Consider the following 20,044-nt stretch of genomic DNA (forward strand, 5'->3'; position numbering starts at 1 on the left):
AAGACGAAAATCTAAGTACAAATGGTCTTTCAAAAGAAGCACTCCTCCTAGAACTTACTAAGGAGCAACTCCACGTGTCTTATGGGCAAGAGATCATCACACAAATCCGAGTCATAGATGTTACTGGGCGTATCGTTGCCATGAATTCTGGAGCTCGTGTGGTCATTGCTCATTTGCCATCGGGGTTATATATTGCTGTATGCAAAACCCAGAAAGGCGAAATCACTAAAAAGTTTGTGAAATAAGTTATTTTTCAAAATCAAGCCCTGGGAAAATGAGACTACATTGGTTTTTTCATTTTAGTTTATTTGTCTTTTTTTATCCTGGGGTTTTATTTGTTATTTTTTTACATCTCCTAAAACCAAGAGCTTCAACAATAATAATATGAAGATCATCCTACAAAATCAGCCTCACTTGGTTTCTTCTGAAGTGTAAAAAAAACCGTTTTTACGCCTATCCTTTTCCCACTACAAAAGCGTTCTTTTTTTATAGCTCTTCTTCTTTTTTGTAATAGAATAATTGTAAATTGTTTAAAATTAATGGCATGAAAAATATCATTATCATTGGTAACGGAATTTCAGGAGTGACAGCGGCTAGGCACATCAGAAAAAAGTCGAACCACCGCATCACTATTATTTCTGGAGAAAGTGATTATTTTTTTTCTAGAACCGCATTGATGTATGTTTTTATGGGGCATCTAAGATTCAAGGACACTCAACCCTATGAAAAATGGTTTTGGAAAAAAAACCGAATAGAATTGATCAAAGCTTTCGTTACCCAGGTAAATCCTAAAACAAAAGAATTGTTTCTTGACCATGGGGAAGTTTTACCTTTTGATGATTTGATTATTGCCACTGGATCAAAACCCAATAAGTTTGGTTGGCCTGGTCAAGATTTAAAAGCAGTGACTGGCCTATACTCCAAACAAGATTTAGAGACCCTCACCAAATATAGTCAAGATGGCAAACACGCCGTTATTGTTGGCGGTGGATTGATTGGAATTGAAATGGCAGAAATGCTAATGTCAAAAGACATCCCCGTTACCTTTTTGGTACGTGAAACTAGTTTTTGGAACAAAGTACTTCCTCCTGGCGAGTCTGCCATGATCAACCGACACCTCAGAGAACACCATATAGACTTGCGACTAGAAACCAGTTTGTCAGAAATCATTTCGGATGAAGATGGTAGAGTCAAAAGCATTGTAACAGATAAAGGCGAAAGTATTCCGTGTAATATAGTGGGGTTGACTGCAGGAGTGAGTCCAAATATAAACTTTTTAAAAGATTCGGGAATTGCTTTGGATAGAGGTGTGCTCGTAGACAGTTACTTAAGAACCAACATTCCAAACATCTACGCAATTGGGGATTGTGCCCAACAACACAAAAGTATTGGAGAACGAAGACCCATAGAAGCTGTTTGGTACACGGGTCGAATGATGGGAGAAACAGTCGCAAGAACCCTATGTGTAACTCCTACTCCTTACCGTCCGGGGCACTGGTTCAACTCAGCCAAATTTTTGGACATTGAATACCAAACCTACGGATGGGTTTGGGCCCAACCAAAAGAAAACGAGACTCGTTTTTACTGGGAGCACAAAGACGGTAAAAAGTGTATCCATTTCAGTTACGACAAAAACACACAAGAAATTATTGGAGTGAACACTTTAGGCATACGAATGCGACATGAGGTGTTTGACAAATGGTTACAAGAAAAACAAAAGATTGATGAGGTATTGACACACCTAGAAGAAGCCAATTTTGACCCCGAGTTCTATACCAAACATGAAGCTGATATTCTTGAGAAATTTAACTTTGAAAACGGGACCAGCCTCAAAACAAGAAAGAAAAATTGGACACAAATTTTCTCCACTTTGCAAAACTATACCCGCACAACAGACAAGCAAAACAAATGAAAAAGATCAAAAACATAGGATACCTACTCACTTATTTGGGCTTTGCCTTTTTTATAGGGAGTGTTTTTACTGGAACCTACCAAGTGAAGCCAAAAGATTTCGATCAATGGATCATTGACAAGAACATTAAAAGTAACCTGTTCATAGAAAAGACAAGACATGATCTTATCAACCGTGAACTAAATTCATGGAGACTTTCTAAAATTATTATTAACAATGCCAAAGCATCGAATACACAGCTCAAAAATCAAAAAAAGATTGAATGGTCAAAAATCATCCCCTTAAAATGGAGCAAAACTTCCAAAAATTACATTTATCCATTGATTAGAAAAAGCGCAACGGGTTGGTTTAAAAGTCATCCCGTTCTTTGGTTTTTTCTAACTTTTGGTTTGAGTATTATTGGGGGCTTGCTTGTATTTATCCCAGACTATAAATTACTAGGGCCAGCAGGAATCAAGAACAACGGGATTTTTCAGCATAGCGCCACCAATAGAGGTCTTATAGGTATGATCACTGCTCTTTTTTTTATCGCCTTTTACGTTGTATTGTATTTTTTTCCCAATTATATTGTCAACCCAATTCTAGCAGTCAATGGAATCAAACAATTTCTGAACAACAAAGAAGCCAGTCAATGGTTTTTGTACGGTTGCATGTATTGCGCAGTGATGAGTGTTTTTGCCGTCAGAATGTTAATCAAATACCGTCACAATCGCTATCAAATCTTAAGAACAGTAGTGGTGTTGTTTTTTCAAATCACTTTTGCTTTTTTAATTCCTGAACTCTTAGAAGCCTTCAATCAACCTTGGTTTGATTTTAAAAATGCTTGGCCACTCAATTATTCATTTTTCTTTGATTGGAGTATCGATGGATTGATAAGCAGTGGAAAATTTGGGATTTTCATGTTTGTGTGGGGGATTGTTTTAACCGTATTAATAGTTCCTATCATGGTTTACTTTTACGGTAAAAGATGGTATTGCTCTTGGGTCTGTGGTTGTGGAGGTTTGGCAGAAACCCTGGGAGATCCTTACCGACAGTTGTCTAACAAATCTTTGTTTTCATGGAAAATAGAGCGTTGGCTTATTCATGGTGTTTTGGGTTTTGCCATTTTGATGACGGGTCTGACCTTGTACCTTTACTTCTTAGAAATTCCAAGTTGGAAAGAAGTTGCCTTTGGCATTTCTGGCTATGACATACAAAACTGGTATGGCTTTTTTATTGGCTCTGTTTTTTCAGGAGTGATTGGAACAGGATTTTACCCGATACTTGGTAATAGAGTTTGGTGCCGTTTTGGTTGCCCCTTGGCGGCTTATATGGGATGGGTTCAAAGATTTAAATCTCGATTTCGAATCACCACCAACGGCGGTCAATGTATTTCTTGTGGAAATTGCTCTACCTATTGTGAGCAAGGAATAGATGTAAGATCCTATGCACAGAAAGGACAAAATATTGTCCGTTCTTCTTGTGTCGGTTGTGGGGTATGTGCTGCGGTATGCCCTCGAGGGGTTTTAAAATTAGAAAATGGCAAAGACACTGGTGCTTCAAGGACCGAAGTCAAAGACATTCTTTTGGGAAACGATATCGATATATTGACCATGGCTAAAAACAACCCATCAAATGAGTAAAATTATCGTCATTATTCCTGCCTTTAACGAGGAGCAATCTATCAAATATGTGATCGATGATATTCCTAAAACCATCGTACAAGAAGTGATTGTAGTCAGCAATAATTCTACTGACGGAACCGCTGGGGTTGCCAAATCCGCAGGGGCAACAGTATTGTTTGAGCCTTCAATGGGTTATGGATATGCCTGCCTAAAAGGTATGGAGTATGTCGCGCAAAACAATTTGAATCCAGATATCATTGTTTTTTTAGATGGAGACTATTCTGATTTTCCTGAACAAATTACAGAGGTCATTCAGCCTATACTAAAAAATGATATGGACCTAGTCATCGGGTCAAGAAATAATGCTGAAAGAGGAAAACACGCGATAACCCCACAACAAATATTCGGAAACTGGCTAGCAACGTTTTTAATGAAACTATTATTCAACGCTAATTTTACAGACCTAGGTCCTTTTAGAGCAATAAAATACCAAAAGTTACTTTCTTTAAACATGAGCGATAAAACTTATGGGTGGACGGTTGAAATGCAATTAAAAGCTATAAAAAATAACTTTAGGTACACAGAAGTACCCGTCAAATACAGAGAAAGAATAGGGGTCTCAAAAGTGTCTGGTACCATAAAAGGAACTATCTTTGCTGGAATAAAAATTTTAAGTTGGATCTTCAAATATAGTTTAAAGTAATGTTATACCCTATCTCCTTTACATTTGTAAAACCCACTGACGATATTTTATATCTTTTAAGTTGTTTCCTTTTGGTGATCTATATTGTTTCACTGGTTATGGTTTTCTTTTATTCCCTGGCTCAGTTGAACTTATTGATCAACTACCTAAAGGCTAAAAAAGAAGCTAAACATCAAGAAAAAAAAGCCGATAAATTCAATTTTGACAACCCAGATGAGGTGCCATTCGTAACGATACAACTACCTGTTTACAATGAAAAATACGTCATGAAACGCTTGTTGGCCAATATCGCTTTGCTAGACTACCCGAGGGAAAAGTTAGAAATTCAAGTTTTGGATGATTCCACTGATGATACGGTAGCGAAAACAAAAGAAAGAATTAACAAATTGGCTGCTGAAGGATTGAATATTGTTCACCTTACAAGAACCAATAGAATCGGATTCAAAGCAGGAGCATTAAAAGAAGGTCTAGCCATAGCCAAAGGTGAATTCATTGCTATTTTTGATTCTGATTTTTTGCCTGAATCTAATTGGCTGCACAAAACGATACCTTATTTTAAAGATGCTAAAATTGGAGTTGTTCAAACCCGTTGGGGTCATATCAACAGAAATTATTCATTATTGACTAAAATTCAAGCTTTTGCTTTGGATGCTCATTTCACCCTGGAACAAATGGGAAGAAATTCTAAAGGGCATTTCATCAACTTCAATGGTACTGCAGGCGTTTGGAGAAAAGAATGTATTTACGAAGCAGGAAACTGGGAAGGAGATACCTTAACCGAAGATTTAGATCTAAGCTACCGTGCCCAACTAAAAGGTTGGCAATTTAAATATTTAGTAGATGTTGAAACTCCGGCAGAACTGCCCGTAGTCATTAGTGCGGCAAGGACACAACAGTTTCGATGGAATAAAGGCGGTGCAGAAAATTTTCAAAAAATGTTTAAGAAAATCATGCACTCTGATTTATCCTTTAAAACCAAAGCACATTGTGTACTTCATCTTTTAAATAGCACCATGTTTTTGAACGTTTTTATTGTTGGTGTCTTAAGTGTACCGATGCTTTATATCAAAAATTACTTTGATGATTTTAAGGGTTACTTTATCGCCATGAGCTTTTTTGGCGTTAGCACACTACTCTTTTTTATTTGCTATTGGTATATGTTTAAGGATGTTCAAAAAAAATCAGGGATAAAAGGATTCATCTCATACACGAGAACCTTTTTTACTTTCTTTAGTGTAGCCATGGGATTATCTTTGAACAACTCCGGAGCTGTTCTGGAAGGACACAGAGGGAAGCGAAGCGAATTTGTAAGAACTCCTAAATTCAATATTAAATCTATCGATGGGTGGAAAAAAAACATCTACATCCGAAACAAACCTTCAAAAAATGTGATTTACGAAGGACTGCTAAGTCTATACTTTTTATTTGGTATCGCAAGCGCTTGGTTGGTGAGGTACATTGGAAAAAATGAAATCAAGACCTATGATAAAGATTGTATGTTTGGTTTGATTCCTTGTGATGTCTGGTACAATCCATTTGACAGTGGGCTTCTAATCTTTCATACGATGTTATGCTTAGGGTTTGGCTTTATTTTTTACACTTCAGTATTTAAAAAAGTCTGATGAAAGGCTTGCTGCAAACCAATATGAGACAAACAATTCAATCATTTAAAATGACTAACAAACATACTTTGTTAGTCATTTTGCTTTGTTGTATTGCTTATTATTTGTTTGCCTACACAACACAGAGAACAGATTTTTTTAAAGTATTCACTTATTACACTTTACTTTTTATTGGATTTATTCTGATCTATCGTTACAGCCATCTTAATTTTAGAAGTATCATATTCGCGGGCCTCCTTTTTAGACTGATATTGCTATTTGCCATTCCCAATCTTTCCGATGATTTTTATAGGTTTTTATGGGATGGTAACATGTTTCTTGAGGGGACAAATCCGTATTTGGTTTTGCCTCAGAACAATGGGGAACTGATGACAAATGGAGAGGCACTCATAAAAGGAATGGGAAGCATGAACGCAAGTCACTACACTTGCTACCCACCACTGAACCAATTTGCCTTTACCATTCCTGCCTTATTTTACAAAAATGGTATCATAACGAGTACTGTAATTTTGAGAATTACACTTGTCCTATCAGATGTAGTAACGCTATTTTTTAGTCTAAAAATTTTAGACATATTAAAGTTGGACCGAAGAAAAATACTGTTATACTTCATCAATCCTTTTATCATCATTGAACTTTCAGGCAATTTACATTATGAAGGTATGATGATTGCTTTTTTAGCCGCTAGCCTCTACTATTTCTTAAAAACTAGATACTACCTATCTTCCATGTTACTCGCCGGGGCAATATCTATAAAATTAATTCCTTTGATCTTTCTCCCAATCTTTTATAAAAAATTAGGGATTCAAAAATTCTTAATCTATGGATCTATCATAATATTGATCAACTTGATCTTCTTTCTTCCTTTTCTAAATCAAAGTTTAATAGACAACTTTATGTCTAGTCTGACCTTATATTTTCAAAGATTTGAGTTTAACGCAAGTCTCTATTATGTTATCCGAGAAATTGGATATTGGACAAAAGGATATAACATGATCCATACGATAGGTAAAATCTCTCCTTTTTTGATCTTGTTGCTCCTCACCCTTTTTTCTTTCTTTAGAAACAACAAAGACAAAAAAGTCTTAATCGTCAGTATGCTTTGGGTGATTAGCTGTTATTATTTTTTATCGAGTGTTGTACATCCATGGTACATCGCAATTCCTTTGTTTTTAAGCGTATTCACCTCCATAAAATTTCCACTTTTTTGGTCCTATCTAGTTGTACTTAGCTACAGTGCCTACACCCACAAGAACTATGAAGAAAACATGTGGTTGGTCGGAATGGAGTATCTTTTTGTGTTGGGTTGCTTATCGATTGATCTCTTCTCAAATAAAAAGTTAACAAGCACAAAAATGAAAAGGACTAAAAACATAGAGAGTCTATCAAATTCTTCAACTGATTCTTAAATCAATTCTAATTAACAAATATTCTTACAAATCTTCTTAAACAAAAAAATAGTTATTTATCTTTGAATCATAATCAACTAAAACACTTACAAGATGGCATTTGAATTACCAAATTTACCATATGCAACAGATGCATTAGAACCAAATATTGACACAAAAACCATGGAGATACACCATGGAAAGCACCACGCAGCTTATACAGCTAAACTAAACGGAGCTGTTGAAGGAACGGATTTAGCAGGAAAATCTATAGAAGAGATTTTACGCGGATTGGATATGAACAACGGAGCAGTTCGTAACAATGGTGGCGGTTTTTATAACCACAACTTGTTCTGGTCTGTTATGTCTCCTAATGGAGGAGGCACACCATCTGGAGCATTAGCCACAGCTATTGACACTGCTTTTGGATCTTTTGAAGCTTTCAAGGATGCGTTTTCTAACGCTGCTGCCACTCAGTTTGGATCTGGATGGGCTTGGTTATGTGTAGCCAAAGGTGGAGCTGTAAATGTTTGCTCTACACCAAACCAAGACAACCCATTAATGCCAGGAGTAACATGTGGTAATCAACCGATATTAGGACTTGATGTATGGGAACATGCTTACTATTTAAACTACCAAAATAGAAGACCTGATTATATCAATGCATTTTTTAATGTTATCAATTGGGACGCTGTTTCAGCAAACTACGAGGCGGCTAAATAATAAGCCACTTGCTTACATACAAAATCCCAAATCTTAATTGATTTGGGATTTTTTTATATTTTACTCACATACTGATGAAGGGGACCTTCTGATATTTGAACAACTCTCCAACAGTCTAAAACCTCTGCGCCTGACCCCTTATAAAAATCAATAGCAGGAATATTCCAATCTAACACACACCATTCTACCCTTCTTACTTTTTGTTGCTGAGCATACTTTAAAACTTCATCGTACAATAGTCGTCCAAGCCCTTTACCTCTATGCTCCTCTTTAACAATCAAGTCTTCTAAATGGATTGTTCTACCTTTCCATGTAGAATAACGATGATAAAATAGTGCCATACCAACGACAGTATCTTCCAACTCGGCAACAAATACTTCAAATAAAGGACACGCACCAAAACCATCTTGTACAAGGTCTTGTAGGGTAATATCAACTGCTTCGGGCTCATTTTCAAAGAGCGCTAATTCTGTGATCAAAGAAAATATCACCGGTGCATCTTCAACTGTTCCTTTTCTGATAAGTGTATTCATTAGGGTTAAATTAGGTGTTAAGTAACTTAAAGATAAGCATCAATAGAGAGAAAAAAAACATCACACATAAAAAAAAGCATTCCATAATATGGAATGCTTTTTTTATATGTGTGGAACAGCTAACTATCTATTCACTTTGAAAGCTTTGGTTTGAGGGAAATAAGCTACCTCTCCTAACTCTTCTTCAATTCTGATCAATTGATTGTATTTTGCCATACGGTCTGAACGAGAAGCAGAACCTGTTTTGATTTGACCTGTGTTTAATGCCACAGCCAAATCAGCAATAGTTGTGTCTTCTGTCTCACCAGAACGGTGTGACATTACAGAAGTATAACCCGCATTGTGCGCCATGTTTACTGCTGCAATAGTTTCTGTTAAAGTACCAATCTGGTTTACCTTAATCAAAATAGAATTAGCGATTCCCTTGTCGATACCTGTAGACAAGCGCTCAACATTGGTTACAAATAAATCATCACCAACCAACTGAACTTTATCTCCAACCAATTCGGTTAAGTATTTCCATCCATCCCAGTCATTTTCATCCATTCCATCTTCAATAGATATGATCGGATATTTAACTGACAATTCTGCTAAATACTCTGCTTGCTCTTTAGAAGAACGTACAGCACCACCTTCTCCTTCAAATTTTGCATAGTTGTACTTTCCTCCTTCGTAGAATTCAGCAGCAGCACAATCTAATGCTAACATAACTTCATCTCCAGGCTTGTAACCTGCTTTTTCAATCGCAGACAATACAGTCTCGATGGCATCTTCAGTACCTTCAAAAGTCGGAGCGAATCCTCCTTCATCACCTACAGCAGTAGATAGGTTACGCCCATGTAATATTTTTGCTAGGTTATGAAAAATCTCAGTACCCATTTTTAAAGCTTCTGTAAAATCCTTTGCTTTAACAGGCATAATCATAAACTCTTGAAAAGCAATTGGTGCATCAGAGTGAGAACCACCATTCACAATGTTCATCATTGGAACAGGTAAAGTATTTGCAGAAACTCCTCCAACATAACGATATAAAGGCATGTCTAATTCGTTAGCAGCAGCTTTTGCGACTGCTAGAGAAACTCCTAAAATAGCGTTAGCCCCTAACTTTGCTTTGTTTGGTGTACCATCTAAGTCGATCATCGCCTTATCAATAGCATTCTGTTCAAAAACAGAGAAACCTATCAATTCTTCAGCTAATAATGTATTTACGTTTTTAACAGCGTTCAAAACACCTTTACCCATAAAGTCAGCACCACCATCTCTTAACTCTACAGCTTCATGTTCACCCGTTGAGGCTCCAGAAGGTACAATTGCTCTCCCTAAAATTCCATTTTCTGTGACTACGTCTACTTCTACAGTAGGGTTACCTCTTGAATCAAAGATTTGTCTTGCGTGAATATTAACTATAACGCTCATATTTGTTGTATTTAATTTGTTTATTTTAATTTGTATCGGTGTGCAATATACACAACCTAAAAAAGGAATAATAACATATCATAAATAATTTTCGAAAACCTATTCGTTGGACCTTTTTAGGATAAAAACTCCTAGATTGTAGATGAACATTTTGTGAGATTTATCCGCTAAGAAAATGGATTAGACGTCATTAGACAAAATACAAAGTTCAAAAGGATACGACTAGCACTAGAATGAAATGATTCCTAGAAATTTGCAGGGATACTTACTTTCTTTGTAAAGACCTACTTTACGTTTCAAATTTACCTTCAATCAAGAACATAGCAAATTTGTTGTCATTGGACATTCGCTATTAAAGTTTATCAGGGAGATTAACAAAGGCTAACTTCGCACCTTACGAGTTCTTCAATGGTTATCATTCAAACAGAAATCTTCATCATTAGGGGTAAAACTGCTAAAGCTCGAAACTTACATCTATAAAAAAAGCAGTGCTTAGAGCACTGCTTTTTTTATTATTTTAAATTGTTAGATACATCTCCAGAACTGGAGGAGTAACTTACTTTTAAAGCTTTTACAGATCTAAGCTCATGTTTGATATCAGATATCGTTCCTACATTAGTTTTTAAATCTGCTTTGATAGAAGTAACCATTGCTCTTTGCTCTTCAGCATCATGCTTATCTCTCTCAGAGAAGATAAAATTAGTTACATCATTCACAGTTGAAATTTTATCATTCAATTGAATTTTGTCTCCTTTACCCTCAGAAAGATTTATTGCTTTTCCTACATAAATAGTACTTACTAGACTTTTGTGTTCTAACTTCTTTACTTCTGTTGCACTTGGCAACTTCGGTTTTTGTATCAATAAAGAAGTCTCACGCATCGTCGTAGACACCATAAAGAAAAACAATAGCATAAAAACAATATCCGGTAATGCTGCAGTATTCACTGCAGGCACTTCTTTTTTCTTTTTTCCAAACTTTGACATAATGCTTATTATTTTATAGGTTCTGCATCCGATAATATCTCAGGATATGCTTTTCTAATTTGCGAAATTGCAGCATCTAAATCAGGATTTTCTACATCTGCTTTTTGAAGTTTTATCAAATCAGAATACATAATACCTTGATACTTTCCTTTTAGATATTTTTTTGCATATCTATTTCTTAACTCTGTATAGGCTGCCAACAACTCATTTTGAACTGAAATATAAATTCCATATGATGTTGTTTGGGCAGTTTGAACTGAAATAATTGCTTTTGCGGGATGTTCAGAAGATGAATCTGATTTTTCTCCTTCACAATAATTACAGGGTTGCCCTTCTGTGCTTTTACCAGCACCATTGTCTATAAAATCTATAGCCAATTGTCTGATGTCTGCAACGGTAGCTTCTTCATCCTCTACAAGTATTTCATCAAAACGATTGATGTTTACTTCAAAAATATTTCTCTTTTTGACTGGAGGAGCCTCTACATTGTCTGGTTGTTCTTCAGGTAATTTTCTCAGAATACCAGAATCGGTATCCATAGTTGTTGTTACCAAGAAAAAGATAAGCAGCAAGAAAGCAATATCTGCCATTGAACCTGCATTAATTTCACTATTTTCTCTTCTTGCCATAAATCAGTTTTATTTAATTGCGGTTTTAACCGTACCCAAACCAACAGCTGCTATGGCAATAACTCCTAAGTAAATACTAAAGTTAATGATTGTACTGATTAGTTTTGATACTGATCCAGATTCACCACCTTCTAATATTTGTCCTTGTACGTCTAATACCGCAGCATCAGAAGCCGTAAAATAGGACACAAAATAAACAATGGCTAGAATGGCTACGTTGATTGCTATCTTTTTTATTTCTTCTGGGTGCTTAAATATATTGACCACGGAGAACACTGCTGTTACAGCAAGTGTAATGTATAATAACCATGCTGAAAAATCTACTAAAGGATTAACTTTAGCATACAATTCGTCTTCTTCAGCAATAAATACATTGATAAACAATACAGCAGCAATAACGGCAATAACGGCAATTAATGCGGTTAAAAATTTTGATAATTTACTACTCATAATGAATATTATTTTTTGTATTTAACTAATAAGTCAATTAAAGAAATAGAAGCATCTTCCATTTTGTTTACAATACTATCTACTTTTGCAACGATGATATTGTAAAATACTTGTAATATAATGGCTACGACCAATCCAAATACAGTTGTCAATAAGGCTACTTTAATCCCTCCTGCTACTACTGCTGGATTGATATCTCCCGCTACTTGAATCGCATCAAATGCATCGATCATACCAATTACAGTTCCCATAAATCCTAACATCGGTGCTAAGGCAATAAATAAAGAAAGCCAAGAAATGTTTTTCTCCAACAATCCCATTTGTACACCTCCATACCCGACAACAGCCTTTTCAGCAGCGTCGATTCCTTCTGATGATCTATCCAAACCTTGAAAGAAAATAGAAGCAATAGGGCCTTTGGTATTTCTACATAATTCTTTTGCAGCATCTACACCCCCAGAAGCTAATGCTTCGTCTACGTCAGTTACGAATTTTTTTGTGTTTGTTGTGGCAAAGTTTAAATAGATGATTCTTTCAATGGCAATAGCCAATCCTAAGATTAAAGCTACCAATACAATCCCCATAAACTCAGCTCCACCCTCAATAAAACGTTGTTTTAACACTTGGTGAAAAGTAGGTTCTGCCTTTGGAGCAACTTCTTCTTCCACAACAGCTGGTGCCTCTGAAACAGGTTGTACTTCTTCACCAACAACTTCTTCTGTTGCTGCTACACTTGTAGAATCTACAGTAACTACTTCTTCTTCTTGTGCAAACGCAACTGAATTTCCTAAAAACATTAATCCCACGATAGATAGGATACTAAAAAATTTTTTCATTTCTATTCTAATTAATACTATTAATGATAATTGATAAACGTTGAGCAAGTAACAAAAAATTGTTTACTTTAAAAAATATTAGATTGCTAAATATTATTAATAAATAACTACTCACCTCTTATTTTTTTTTGAAACATTGAACTGAACTCATTTGTGCTTAAATTCTTTTCTAGAAGGAACAAGATTTTTGCAACAATGGATTCTTTGGTCATGCCACCGGCCTCCAAAAACCCTAATGATGAAAGCTTTGAACCTGAGTGATACCTTCCTGTATCTAAATCACCATAGGCACATTGTGAAGTAACCACAACTTTTAAACCTTGACGCATTCGTTGTTCCATGATGGTTGTGAGCCGGTCTGATAAATTGGGTAGGTTACCTGCTCCAAAAACTTCTAGTACAATAGCATTGATTTTCTCCTCTTTTAAAAGCGCAAGCAGGCCCAACTCACTGTCAAAAGGCGTTAGCTTTAAAATTGCCACAGTATTTGAAATTTCTGTACAGATATCAAAATCTACTCCAATATCTGGAACATAATGGACGTCCATGGTAGATTCGTATGCGTCTGAATCACTTGAATGTTGTTTGGTGACAGCTACTGCTCTATGCCATTGTTTTGCAAAATAAACCCCTACCTCATTGGGAAAACTATTGTTTTTCAATCCAACTATGGCTTCTTTTAAGTTACCAATACTATCTGATTTTTGTTCGTACAATGATTTTTGCCCCCCAGTAAACAATATAGGTTTAGACAAACCTGAAATACAAAAACTCAACAAAGAACTCACATAAGCCATGGTATCTGTTCCCATTAGGATTAAAAACGAATCATAATTGTAATATTTATCTTTAATTAAGGAACTCAACTCGGTATAATATCGCTGATCAAAACTTGAAGAATCTATGGGCTCTTTGATTGACAAGGTCTCACAATATTGATCTAAATTTTCAAGCTTCAAAAACGTGTCTATTCCATTAACCCCTCCTGGCTTTAATGCTTTTGACAAATTATCCTTGACCATACCAATGGTTCCACCGGTATATATTATTAATATTTTCATTGGAATGAATGTACAAAAAAAAGAGCACTGTGTAGTGCTCTTTTTTTTCTGTATTTAATAGAATTAAACCTTCTTCTCTATCACGAAATCTTCCATGAATTTTGTAGTATAATTACCTTCAATATAATCTGGATGATCCATCAACTGACGGTGGAAAGGAATTGTTGTCTTTATTCCTTCGATGATAAATTCATCTAAAGCACGTTTCATTTTCCCAATGGCTTCATCTCTAGTTTGCGCAGTACAAATTAACTTTGCAATCATTGAATCATAATTAGGTGGAATCGTGTATCCCGCATATACATGTGTGTCCAAACGAACACCATGACCTCCTGGGGCATGAAATGAAGTAATCTTTCCTGGTGCTGGTCTAAACCCTGCAAAAGGGTCTTCAGCATTTATCCTACACTCAATTGAATGAAGTTTTGGCAAGTAGTTTTTTCCTGAAATTGCTATTCCTGACGCTACAGAAATTTGTTCACGAATCAAGTCAAAATCAACCACCTCTTCTGTAATTGGGTGCTCTACTTGAATACGTGTATTCATTTCCATGAAATAAAAGTTCCTGTGTTTATCTACCAAAAACTCAACTGTACCTGCTCCTTCGTATTTTATATATTCTGCTGCGGCAACTGCAGCTTTTCCCATCGCATTCCTTAACTCGTCAGTCATGAATGGCGAAGGTGTTTCTTCGGTCAACTTTTGATGGCGTCTTTGAACAGAGCAGTCTCTTTCTGACAAATGACACGCTTTACCAAAAGAATCTCCTATGATTTGAATTTCGATATGGCGTGGCTCTTCGATGAGCTTTTCCATATACATGTCATCATTACCAAAAGCTGCTTTTGATTCATGACGAGCAGAATCCCAAGCGTCTTTTAGTTCTTCTGGTTTCCAAACCGCACGCATACCTTTACCACCACCTCCAGCAGAAGCCTTAAGCATGACAGGATAACCTGTCTCTACAGCTAGTTTTTCACATTCTTCAAAATCATTAATGACTCCTTCACTACCTGGTACACAAGGCACCCCTGCAGCAATCATAGTAGACTTAGCATTAGCTTTATCCCCCATACGATCAATCATCTCTGGACTTGCACCTATAAATTTAATATCGTGATCTTGACATAGCTTAGAAAACTTAGCGTTTTCAGACAAGAAACCATACCCTGGATGGATAGCATCAGCATTGGTGATTTCAGCCGCTGCAATGATATTAACCATATTTAAATATGAAGCTGAACTTGGAGCGGGCCCAATACAAACTGCCTCATCAGCGAAACGCACATGCAAACTATCTTGATCTGCAGTGGAATAAACTGCTACCGTTTTGATCCCTATTTCTTTACATGTTCTAATGACACGTAAAGCGATCTCACCACGATTGGCTATTAATATTTTTTTAAACATTGTATTTCTTTATAGTCGTTATGTACTTATATTTTATAACCGATTCGTTAATTTACGATGGGTCTACTAAAAACAATGGTTGTCCAAACTCTACTGGAGTACTGTCTTCTACTAGTATTTTCACTATTTTACCAGATACCTCTGATTCTATTTCATTGAACAACTTCATGGCTTCAATAACACAAACAACAGAATCTCCTTGAACAGTATCTCCAACCTCAACAAACAATGGCTTGTCTGGAGATGGTTTTCTGTAAAAAGTACCAATCATTGGTGAAGTTATCGTAAGATACTTTGAATCTTCATCAGCTGCTGCTGGTGCTGGAGCTGCGGGAGCTGCTGGTGCTGCTACTTCTACTGGTGCTTGCGCTATTGGTGCGGTTGCCATAGAAAGCGGTGCGGCATGCTGTAAAATAGTTGTTTCTGTTTTACCTTCTCCAGTTTTGATGGTGATTTTAATATCTTCCATCTCTAACTTTACTTCGTTTGCGCCTGATCTAGCAACGAATTTAATTAAATTCTGAATGTCTTTTAATTCCATAATCTTATATTAATTGCGTATTCTTTTTATTAATTTTTTGAGTCATAGGCCCACTTTAAATAAGTAGCTCCCCAAGTAAACCCACCGCCAAAAGCAGCAAATATTACATTGTCTCCTTTTTTTAATTGTTTTTCGTAATCTGCTAACAATAACGGCAAGGTTCCTGATGTTGTATTTCCATAGTATTGGATATTCATCATAACCTTGTCTTTATCTAAATCTATTCTGTTGGCTGTAGCCTCAATGATTCTTGTATTCGCTTGATGAGCTGCCAACCAATCTACATCATCATTCGTTAAGTTGTTTCTCTCTAAAACCTTTACTGCTGCATCTGCCATATTGGAAACTGCATATTTGAATACCGTTCGTCCTTCTTGCCTAATAAAGTGTTGTTTTTTATCTACTGTCTCGTGTGAGGCTGGATTCAAAGAACCTCCAGCTTCCATCTTTAAAAACTCTCTTCCAATTCCATCACTTCGCAAATACTCATCTTGCAGACCCAAACCTTCTGTATTTGGTTCAAACAGGGCTGCTCCAGCACCATCACCAAAAATGATACATGTCGCTCTATCTTCGTAATCAATAATGGAAGACATTTTATCTGCTCCTATGATCAATACTTTTTTATATCTCCCTGACTCTATGTAAGATGCTGCAGTAGACATAGCATACAAAAAGCTTGAACATGCTGCCTGTAAATCATAACCAAAAGCATTTATTGCTCCTATCTGAGTAGCTACATGCACTGCAGTTGAGGCAACGTTCATATCTGGTGTGGCAGTACCAACCAAAACCAAATCAATTTCTTTAGGATCTAGTCCTTTTTTTTGAATCAAATCTTCTGCGGCTTTGATGGCCAAATAGGAAGTAGGTTTGTCTTTGTCTTTTAAGATTCTCCTTTCTTTGATCCCTGTACGCGTGGTTATCCACTCGTCATTGGTTTCTACAATTTTCTCTAACTCTTTGTTAGTCAGCACATCATCTGGAACATATTTTCCAACAGCTGTGATAGCAGCATTAATCTTTGTCATAAATAGATTGTTAAGAAATCTTTAAACAATAGTGAGGACCAAAGTAATAAAATTTATTTCTAAATAATGATTAAAAAGACCCCTTTTTTATTCAAATTCATTCAAATCAACAAAGAAACCCTCATAAAATGAGGGTTTCTTTGTTAATACTTGTAAAATGGATTAACTATGCTTCTACTTCAGCCGAATCAATAACTACTTGACCTCTGTAGTATAACTTACCTTCGTTCCAGTGTGCTCTATGGTACAAATGTGCTTCTCCAGTAGTTGGGTCTACAGCAATTTGTGGAGCTACAGCTTTATAATGAGTTCTTCTTTTATCTCTTCTTGTTTTTGAGATTTTTCTCTTTGGATGTGCCATGGCTATAAATTTTTATTTTTTATCTAATAATTGTTTTAACTGATCCCATCTTGGATCGTTTTGTTTTGTTCCTGAGTTCTTTTTCTCGAGCTTTTTTGTCACATTTTTGTCGCTAGCAGACGCCGTTCTTTGGGCTCCTGGCTTTATTCTTTTCTGGGGTACAGACAATACAATTAGCTCATATATATATTGTTGTACTTCTACTTGATATGCATCGTGTGGCAAAACCAATAAATCTTCAAGATCGTTATTGAACGTTTCTCCAAACTTTACAATCAATGTAAATGCACCACTAACTTCTAAATCAAATTCTTCTGCTGTCAAATCACAGGGAACATTTACGGTTCCATCAACAACAAAATCTAACTCTAATAAAGTTGACTTTTTGGTTAACGCTAGGCTAATCTTGAAATCAACTTCTTCAAATTCATCATATTCAAAAGCATCAAAGAACTTCTTGTCAATCTGAAAATCAAATTGGTGTTTTCCTTCTTTCAACCCAACAAAAGGTATCCTAAATTCACTAAGTGTCTTCATCTAAAAAACATCAATTTGAGCGGGCAAAGATACAAAAAGATTTTATTGATTCGCAAACTAAATGATTAATTTGTTATTTTTTGGTCTTTAGTTTGTTTCCTGACAATTTCTTGTACTCTTCTCTTTTTTTAAGGATGGCTACACCCTGATAGAGTGCCTCCTTAAACGAAGAAACACTACTCTTTCCTTCTCCGGCAAGATCGAAAGCTGTCCCATGATCGGGAGAAACCCTCACTTTGCTCAACCCAGCTGTAAAATTAACTCCTTCCCCAAAAGATACGGCTTTAAATCCGACCAAACCTTGGTCATGAAACATAGAAATCACAGCATCAAATTTTAAATACGATTGATTTCCAAAAAAACCATCAGCCGCATATGGACCATAAACTATCTGTCCTTTTTCTTGATATTCTGCTACTATTGGACGAATCAATTCATCATCTTCTTTACCGATCACACCATGATCACCACAATGAGGATTCAATCCCAAAACAGCAATCCTAGGTTTGGTGACACCAAAATCTTGCAACAATGATTCGTACATAATATCTATTTTCTTACAAATGAGGTCCTTGTTGAGTGCTTCTGAAACTTGAGCTACTGGAATATGACCTGTAACCAAGCCCATTTTAATGCTATGTGACATCAAAATCATCAAACTCTCTCCTTGTATTTTTGACTCTAAGTATTCTGTATGTCCTGGAAAACTAAAGGTATCCGACTGAATATTTTCTTTGCTTATCGGGCAAGTCAAAAGCACGTCAACATCTGCATTGTTTAAAGCATCTGTAGCTGCAGACAAAGATTCAAATGCTTTCTGTCCAGACACTTGCGTTGGCGTTCCTGGGCTTAAATCCACTACATCGTCCCAAACCTTTACAACATTTAACTTTCCTCTTTCAATCCCTTTTGCATCTGATATAAAATTCAAAGGGTAATTGAATTTTAACTGCTTCTTATAAAAAGACATCACTTTCTCTGATGCATAAACAACAGGAGTACACAACTCATATATTCTTTTATCCTCAAATGTTTTTAAAATCAACTCTATCCCTACACCATTCAAATCACCAACAGAGATTCCTACTCTAATTATACGATTTTCAATCATTATATATTACTTTTGGACTACAAAATTAGTCATTTAAAATCATATACATCATGTTTACAGGAATTATTGAAACGTCGGGAATTGTAAAAAAAATTGTATCTAGTGAGACCAACTTAGACATAACTATTTCATCAAACATTACCCGTGAACTTAAGATTGACCAAAGTGTTGCACACAATGGAGTTTGTCTTACCGTGGTAGACATAGACCATGATGAGTATACGGTCACAGCGATTGATGAAACCTTAAAAAAAACAAATCTAAACACTTTGAAAATTGACGATAATATCAATTTAGAAAGAGCCATGAAGCTTGGTGATCGACTAGATGGACACATCGTACAGGGACATGTTGATCAAGTTGGAATCTGTACAAATATTGAAAATGAAAATGGGAGTTGGCTATTTAGCTTTGAGTATGACAAAAATTTAGGAAACCTAACGATTGAAAAGGGATCTATAACCATTGATGGAACCAGCCTTACCGTCATAGATTCTGGAGAAAATACTTTTTCTGTAGCCATTATACCCTACACTTATGAACACACTCGTTTCAATCAATACAAAATAGATACGAAGGTGAATTTAGAATTTGATGTCTTGGGTAAATACGTAAAAAAAATCTCACAATACAACAACTAAACTATACCCACCAAAAAACCCACTAAAGGAATGTAGTGGGTTTTTTATTTATAGTTAGTTCTTTATTTTCTTTATCACCAATCCTAGAGCTGCTGCAAACAGGAAGCCTAGCCCCATATCAATAGAGAGCCCTGGTGGCGGAGGCGGAGGCCCTTGGGCATTTACCAAAGCTGACACCGTAACAAACATCAATAAAAAAAATATTTTTAGTCTTTTCATCTATCTAAATCATAAACACATGCAAATATGCATTTTTTTTTAATTTTTCACAAAAAAATTAATTCATATTTCAATTATAATAAAAAAAAGACTTAATCCCTAGGATAAACATAATAAATCAAAGTTTTTTTAATAAAAAACAAAATATATGACTTAGATTATAAACATCTATAAATATTTTTTTGGTTTGAGAATCCTCACAAAGTCTTTTATAGAACTCTACTTGTCATTTTTAGATTTTTTATTGTACTCAAGACAGCAACCAAAAGCCAACCCTAGAGACAACCACAATCCTATATTATCCAAAAAAACACCAATTAAAACTCCAAT

The 20,044-nt window shown here is 35.8% G+C and carries 22 protein-coding genes; 8 read left to right on the plus strand and 14 right to left on the minus strand.

What is annotated here, in order from left to right:
- The 7 genes from ABF281_RS03315 to ABF281_RS03345 all read left to right on the plus strand — a co-directional run.
- A partial coding sequence (locus ABF281_RS03315; protein WP_347180279.1) for a T9SS type A sorting domain-containing protein occupies positions 1–245 on the plus strand: 245 nt, incomplete at its 5' end.
- Between the two features lie 299 nt (positions 246–544).
- The gene (locus tag ABF281_RS03320; RefSeq protein ID WP_347180280.1) at positions 545–1,912 is read left to right on the plus strand and encodes an FAD-dependent oxidoreductase; all 1,368 of its coding nucleotides are present in this window, start codon (positions 545–547) and stop codon (positions 1,910–1,912) included.
- A complete protein-coding gene (locus ABF281_RS03325; RefSeq protein WP_347180281.1) occupies positions 1,909–3,534 on the plus strand; it encodes a 4Fe-4S dicluster domain-containing protein in 1,626 nt (541 codons plus the stop codon). The genes ABF281_RS03320 and ABF281_RS03325 overlap by 4 nt, the downstream gene beginning before the upstream one ends.
- Positions 3,527–4,219, plus strand: coding sequence for a glycosyltransferase family 2 protein (locus tag ABF281_RS03330; protein ID WP_347180282.1), 693 nt, complete (start codon positions 3,527–3,529; stop codon positions 4,217–4,219). Before ABF281_RS03325 ends, ABF281_RS03330 begins: the two co-directional genes overlap by 8 nt.
- A 98-nt stretch (positions 4,220–4,317) precedes the next feature.
- Complete coding sequence (locus ABF281_RS03335; RefSeq protein WP_347180300.1) at positions 4,318–5,841, plus strand: cellulose synthase family protein; 1,524 nt, start codon at positions 4,318–4,320, stop codon at positions 5,839–5,841.
- 50 nt (positions 5,842–5,891) lie between these two features.
- Positions 5,892–7,250 (plus strand): mannosyltransferase, encoded by a 1,359-nt coding sequence (locus ABF281_RS03340; RefSeq protein ID WP_347180283.1) that lies wholly within the window; start codon positions 5,892–5,894, stop codon positions 7,248–7,250.
- Positions 7,251–7,343: 93 nt separating this feature from the next.
- Entirely contained in the window at positions 7,344–7,952 is a 609-nt protein-coding gene (locus tag ABF281_RS03345; RefSeq protein ID WP_347180284.1) for a superoxide dismutase, read from the plus strand.
- Between the two features lie 53 nt (positions 7,953–8,005).
- On the opposite strand, the gene ABF281_RS03350 is transcribed toward ABF281_RS03345, so the two are convergent.
- From ABF281_RS03350 to pdxA, 13 genes are all read right to left on the minus strand, one after another.
- Positions 8,006–8,485 (minus strand): GNAT family N-acetyltransferase, encoded by a 480-nt coding sequence (locus ABF281_RS03350; RefSeq protein ID WP_347180285.1) that lies wholly within the window; start codon positions 8,483–8,485, stop codon positions 8,006–8,008.
- Positions 8,486–8,608: 123 nt separating this feature from the next.
- On the minus strand, positions 8,609–9,901 hold the full coding sequence (gene eno, locus ABF281_RS03355; RefSeq protein WP_347180286.1) for a phosphopyruvate hydratase: 1,293 nt from the start codon (positions 9,899–9,901) through the stop codon (positions 8,609–8,611).
- A gap of 512 nt (positions 9,902–10,413) precedes the next feature.
- Positions 10,414–10,887: a biopolymer transporter ExbD gene (locus ABF281_RS03360; protein WP_347180287.1), complete on the minus strand. Its 474-nt coding sequence runs from the start codon at positions 10,885–10,887 to the stop codon at positions 10,414–10,416.
- Between the two features lie 8 nt (positions 10,888–10,895).
- Positions 10,896–11,516 (minus strand): biopolymer transporter ExbD, encoded by a 621-nt coding sequence (locus ABF281_RS03365; RefSeq protein WP_347180288.1) that lies wholly within the window; start codon positions 11,514–11,516, stop codon positions 10,896–10,898.
- Positions 11,517–11,525: 9 nt separating this feature from the next.
- On the minus strand, positions 11,526–11,966 hold the full coding sequence (locus tag ABF281_RS03370) for a hypothetical protein (protein ID WP_347180289.1): 441 nt from the start codon (positions 11,964–11,966) through the stop codon (positions 11,526–11,528).
- A gap of 8 nt (positions 11,967–11,974) precedes the next feature.
- Positions 11,975–12,802, minus strand: a complete 828-nt coding sequence (locus ABF281_RS03375; RefSeq protein WP_347180290.1) for a MotA/TolQ/ExbB proton channel family protein — start codon at positions 12,800–12,802, stop codon at positions 11,975–11,977.
- Positions 12,803–12,909: 107 nt separating this feature from the next.
- The gene (locus ABF281_RS03380) at positions 12,910–13,863 is read right to left on the minus strand and encodes an asparaginase domain-containing protein (RefSeq protein WP_347180291.1); all 954 of its coding nucleotides are present in this window, start codon (positions 13,861–13,863) and stop codon (positions 12,910–12,912) included.
- 63 nt (positions 13,864–13,926) lie between these two features.
- Complete coding sequence (accC, locus tag ABF281_RS03385) at positions 13,927–15,273, minus strand: acetyl-CoA carboxylase biotin carboxylase subunit (RefSeq protein WP_347180292.1); 1,347 nt, start codon at positions 15,271–15,273, stop codon at positions 13,927–13,929.
- Positions 15,274–15,325: 52 nt separating this feature from the next.
- A complete protein-coding gene (gene accB / locus ABF281_RS03390) occupies positions 15,326–15,814 on the minus strand; it encodes an acetyl-CoA carboxylase biotin carboxyl carrier protein (protein ID WP_347180293.1) in 489 nt (162 codons plus the stop codon).
- A 29-nt stretch (positions 15,815–15,843) separates the two neighbouring features.
- Positions 15,844–16,845: a beta-ketoacyl-ACP synthase III gene (locus ABF281_RS03395; protein WP_347180294.1), complete on the minus strand. Its 1,002-nt coding sequence runs from the start codon at positions 16,843–16,845 to the stop codon at positions 15,844–15,846.
- Positions 16,846–17,011: 166 nt separating this feature from the next.
- The gene (gene rpmF, locus ABF281_RS03400) at positions 17,012–17,206 is read right to left on the minus strand and encodes a 50S ribosomal protein L32 (RefSeq protein ID WP_347180295.1); all 195 of its coding nucleotides are present in this window, start codon (positions 17,204–17,206) and stop codon (positions 17,012–17,014) included.
- Positions 17,207–17,218: 12 nt separating this feature from the next.
- A complete protein-coding gene (locus tag ABF281_RS03405) occupies positions 17,219–17,743 on the minus strand; it encodes a DUF177 domain-containing protein (protein ID WP_347180296.1) in 525 nt (174 codons plus the stop codon).
- A gap of 73 nt (positions 17,744–17,816) precedes the next feature.
- Positions 17,817–18,854 (minus strand): 4-hydroxythreonine-4-phosphate dehydrogenase PdxA, encoded by a 1,038-nt coding sequence (pdxA, locus tag ABF281_RS03410; RefSeq protein WP_347180297.1) that lies wholly within the window; start codon positions 18,852–18,854, stop codon positions 17,817–17,819.
- Between the two features lie 50 nt (positions 18,855–18,904).
- On the opposite strand from pdxA, the gene ABF281_RS03415 reads away from it, so the two are divergent.
- The gene (locus tag ABF281_RS03415) at positions 18,905–19,495 is read left to right on the plus strand and encodes a riboflavin synthase (protein ID WP_347180298.1); all 591 of its coding nucleotides are present in this window, start codon (positions 18,905–18,907) and stop codon (positions 19,493–19,495) included.
- A gap of 54 nt (positions 19,496–19,549) precedes the next feature.
- On the opposite strand, the gene ABF281_RS03420 is transcribed toward ABF281_RS03415, so the two are convergent.
- Entirely contained in the window at positions 19,550–19,714 is a 165-nt protein-coding gene (locus ABF281_RS03420) for a hypothetical protein (RefSeq protein WP_347180299.1), read from the minus strand.
- Positions 19,715–20,044: the final 330 nt, after the last annotated feature.

Origin of the sequence: Wenyingzhuangia sp. (assembly GCF_039768515.1) — a bacterium.
Classification (GTDB): domain Bacteria; phylum Bacteroidota; class Bacteroidia; order Flavobacteriales; family Flavobacteriaceae; genus Wenyingzhuangia.

Coding starts and splice junctions, on each gene's coding strand:
- ABF281_RS03325 (WP_347180281.1), top strand. CDS start 1,909: ATGAAAAAGATCAAAAACATAGGATACCTACTCACTTATTTGGGCTTT.
- ABF281_RS03335 (WP_347180300.1), top strand. CDS start 4,318: ATGGTTTTCTTTTATTCCCTGGCTCAGTTGAACTTATTGATCAACTAC.
- rpmF (WP_347180295.1), bottom strand. CDS start 17,206: ATGGCACATCCAAAGAGAAAAATCTCAAAAACAAGAAGAGATAAAAGA.
- ABF281_RS03405 (WP_347180296.1), bottom strand. CDS start 17,743: ATGAAGACACTTAGTGAATTTAGGATACCTTTTGTTGGGTTGAAAGAA.
- ABF281_RS03395 (WP_347180294.1), bottom strand. CDS start 16,845: ATGACAAAGATTAATGCTGCTATCACAGCTGTTGGAAAATATGTTCCA.
- ABF281_RS03345 (WP_347180284.1), top strand. CDS start 7,344: ATGGCATTTGAATTACCAAATTTACCATATGCAACAGATGCATTAGAA.
- ABF281_RS03330 (WP_347180282.1), top strand. CDS start 3,527: ATGAGTAAAATTATCGTCATTATTCCTGCCTTTAACGAGGAGCAATCT.
- ABF281_RS03415 (WP_347180298.1), top strand. CDS start 18,905: ATGTTTACAGGAATTATTGAAACGTCGGGAATTGTAAAAAAAATTGTA.
- accC (WP_347180292.1), bottom strand. CDS start 15,273: ATGTTTAAAAAAATATTAATAGCCAATCGTGGTGAGATCGCTTTACGT.
- ABF281_RS03360 (WP_347180287.1), bottom strand. CDS start 10,887: ATGTCAAAGTTTGGAAAAAAGAAAAAAGAAGTGCCTGCAGTGAATACT.
- ABF281_RS03340 (WP_347180283.1), top strand. CDS start 5,892: ATGACTAACAAACATACTTTGTTAGTCATTTTGCTTTGTTGTATTGCT.
- ABF281_RS03420 (WP_347180299.1), bottom strand. CDS start 19,714: ATGAAAAGACTAAAAATATTTTTTTTATTGATGTTTGTTACGGTGTCA.
- accB (WP_347180293.1), bottom strand. CDS start 15,814: ATGGAATTAAAAGACATTCAGAATTTAATTAAATTCGTTGCTAGATCA.
- eno (WP_347180286.1), bottom strand. CDS start 9,901: ATGAGCGTTATAGTTAATATTCACGCAAGACAAATCTTTGATTCAAGA.
- ABF281_RS03365 (WP_347180288.1), bottom strand. CDS start 11,516: ATGGCAAGAAGAGAAAATAGTGAAATTAATGCAGGTTCAATGGCAGAT.
- pdxA (WP_347180297.1), bottom strand. CDS start 18,854: ATGATTGAAAATCGTATAATTAGAGTAGGAATCTCTGTTGGTGATTTG.
- ABF281_RS03320 (WP_347180280.1), top strand. CDS start 545: ATGAAAAATATCATTATCATTGGTAACGGAATTTCAGGAGTGACAGCG.
- ABF281_RS03380 (WP_347180291.1), bottom strand. CDS start 13,863: ATGAAAATATTAATAATATATACCGGTGGAACCATTGGTATGGTCAAG.
- ABF281_RS03370 (WP_347180289.1), bottom strand. CDS start 11,966: ATGAGTAGTAAATTATCAAAATTTTTAACCGCATTAATTGCCGTTATT.
- ABF281_RS03375 (WP_347180290.1), bottom strand. CDS start 12,802: ATGAAAAAATTTTTTAGTATCCTATCTATCGTGGGATTAATGTTTTTA.
- ABF281_RS03350 (WP_347180285.1), bottom strand. CDS start 8,485: ATGAATACACTTATCAGAAAAGGAACAGTTGAAGATGCACCGGTGATA.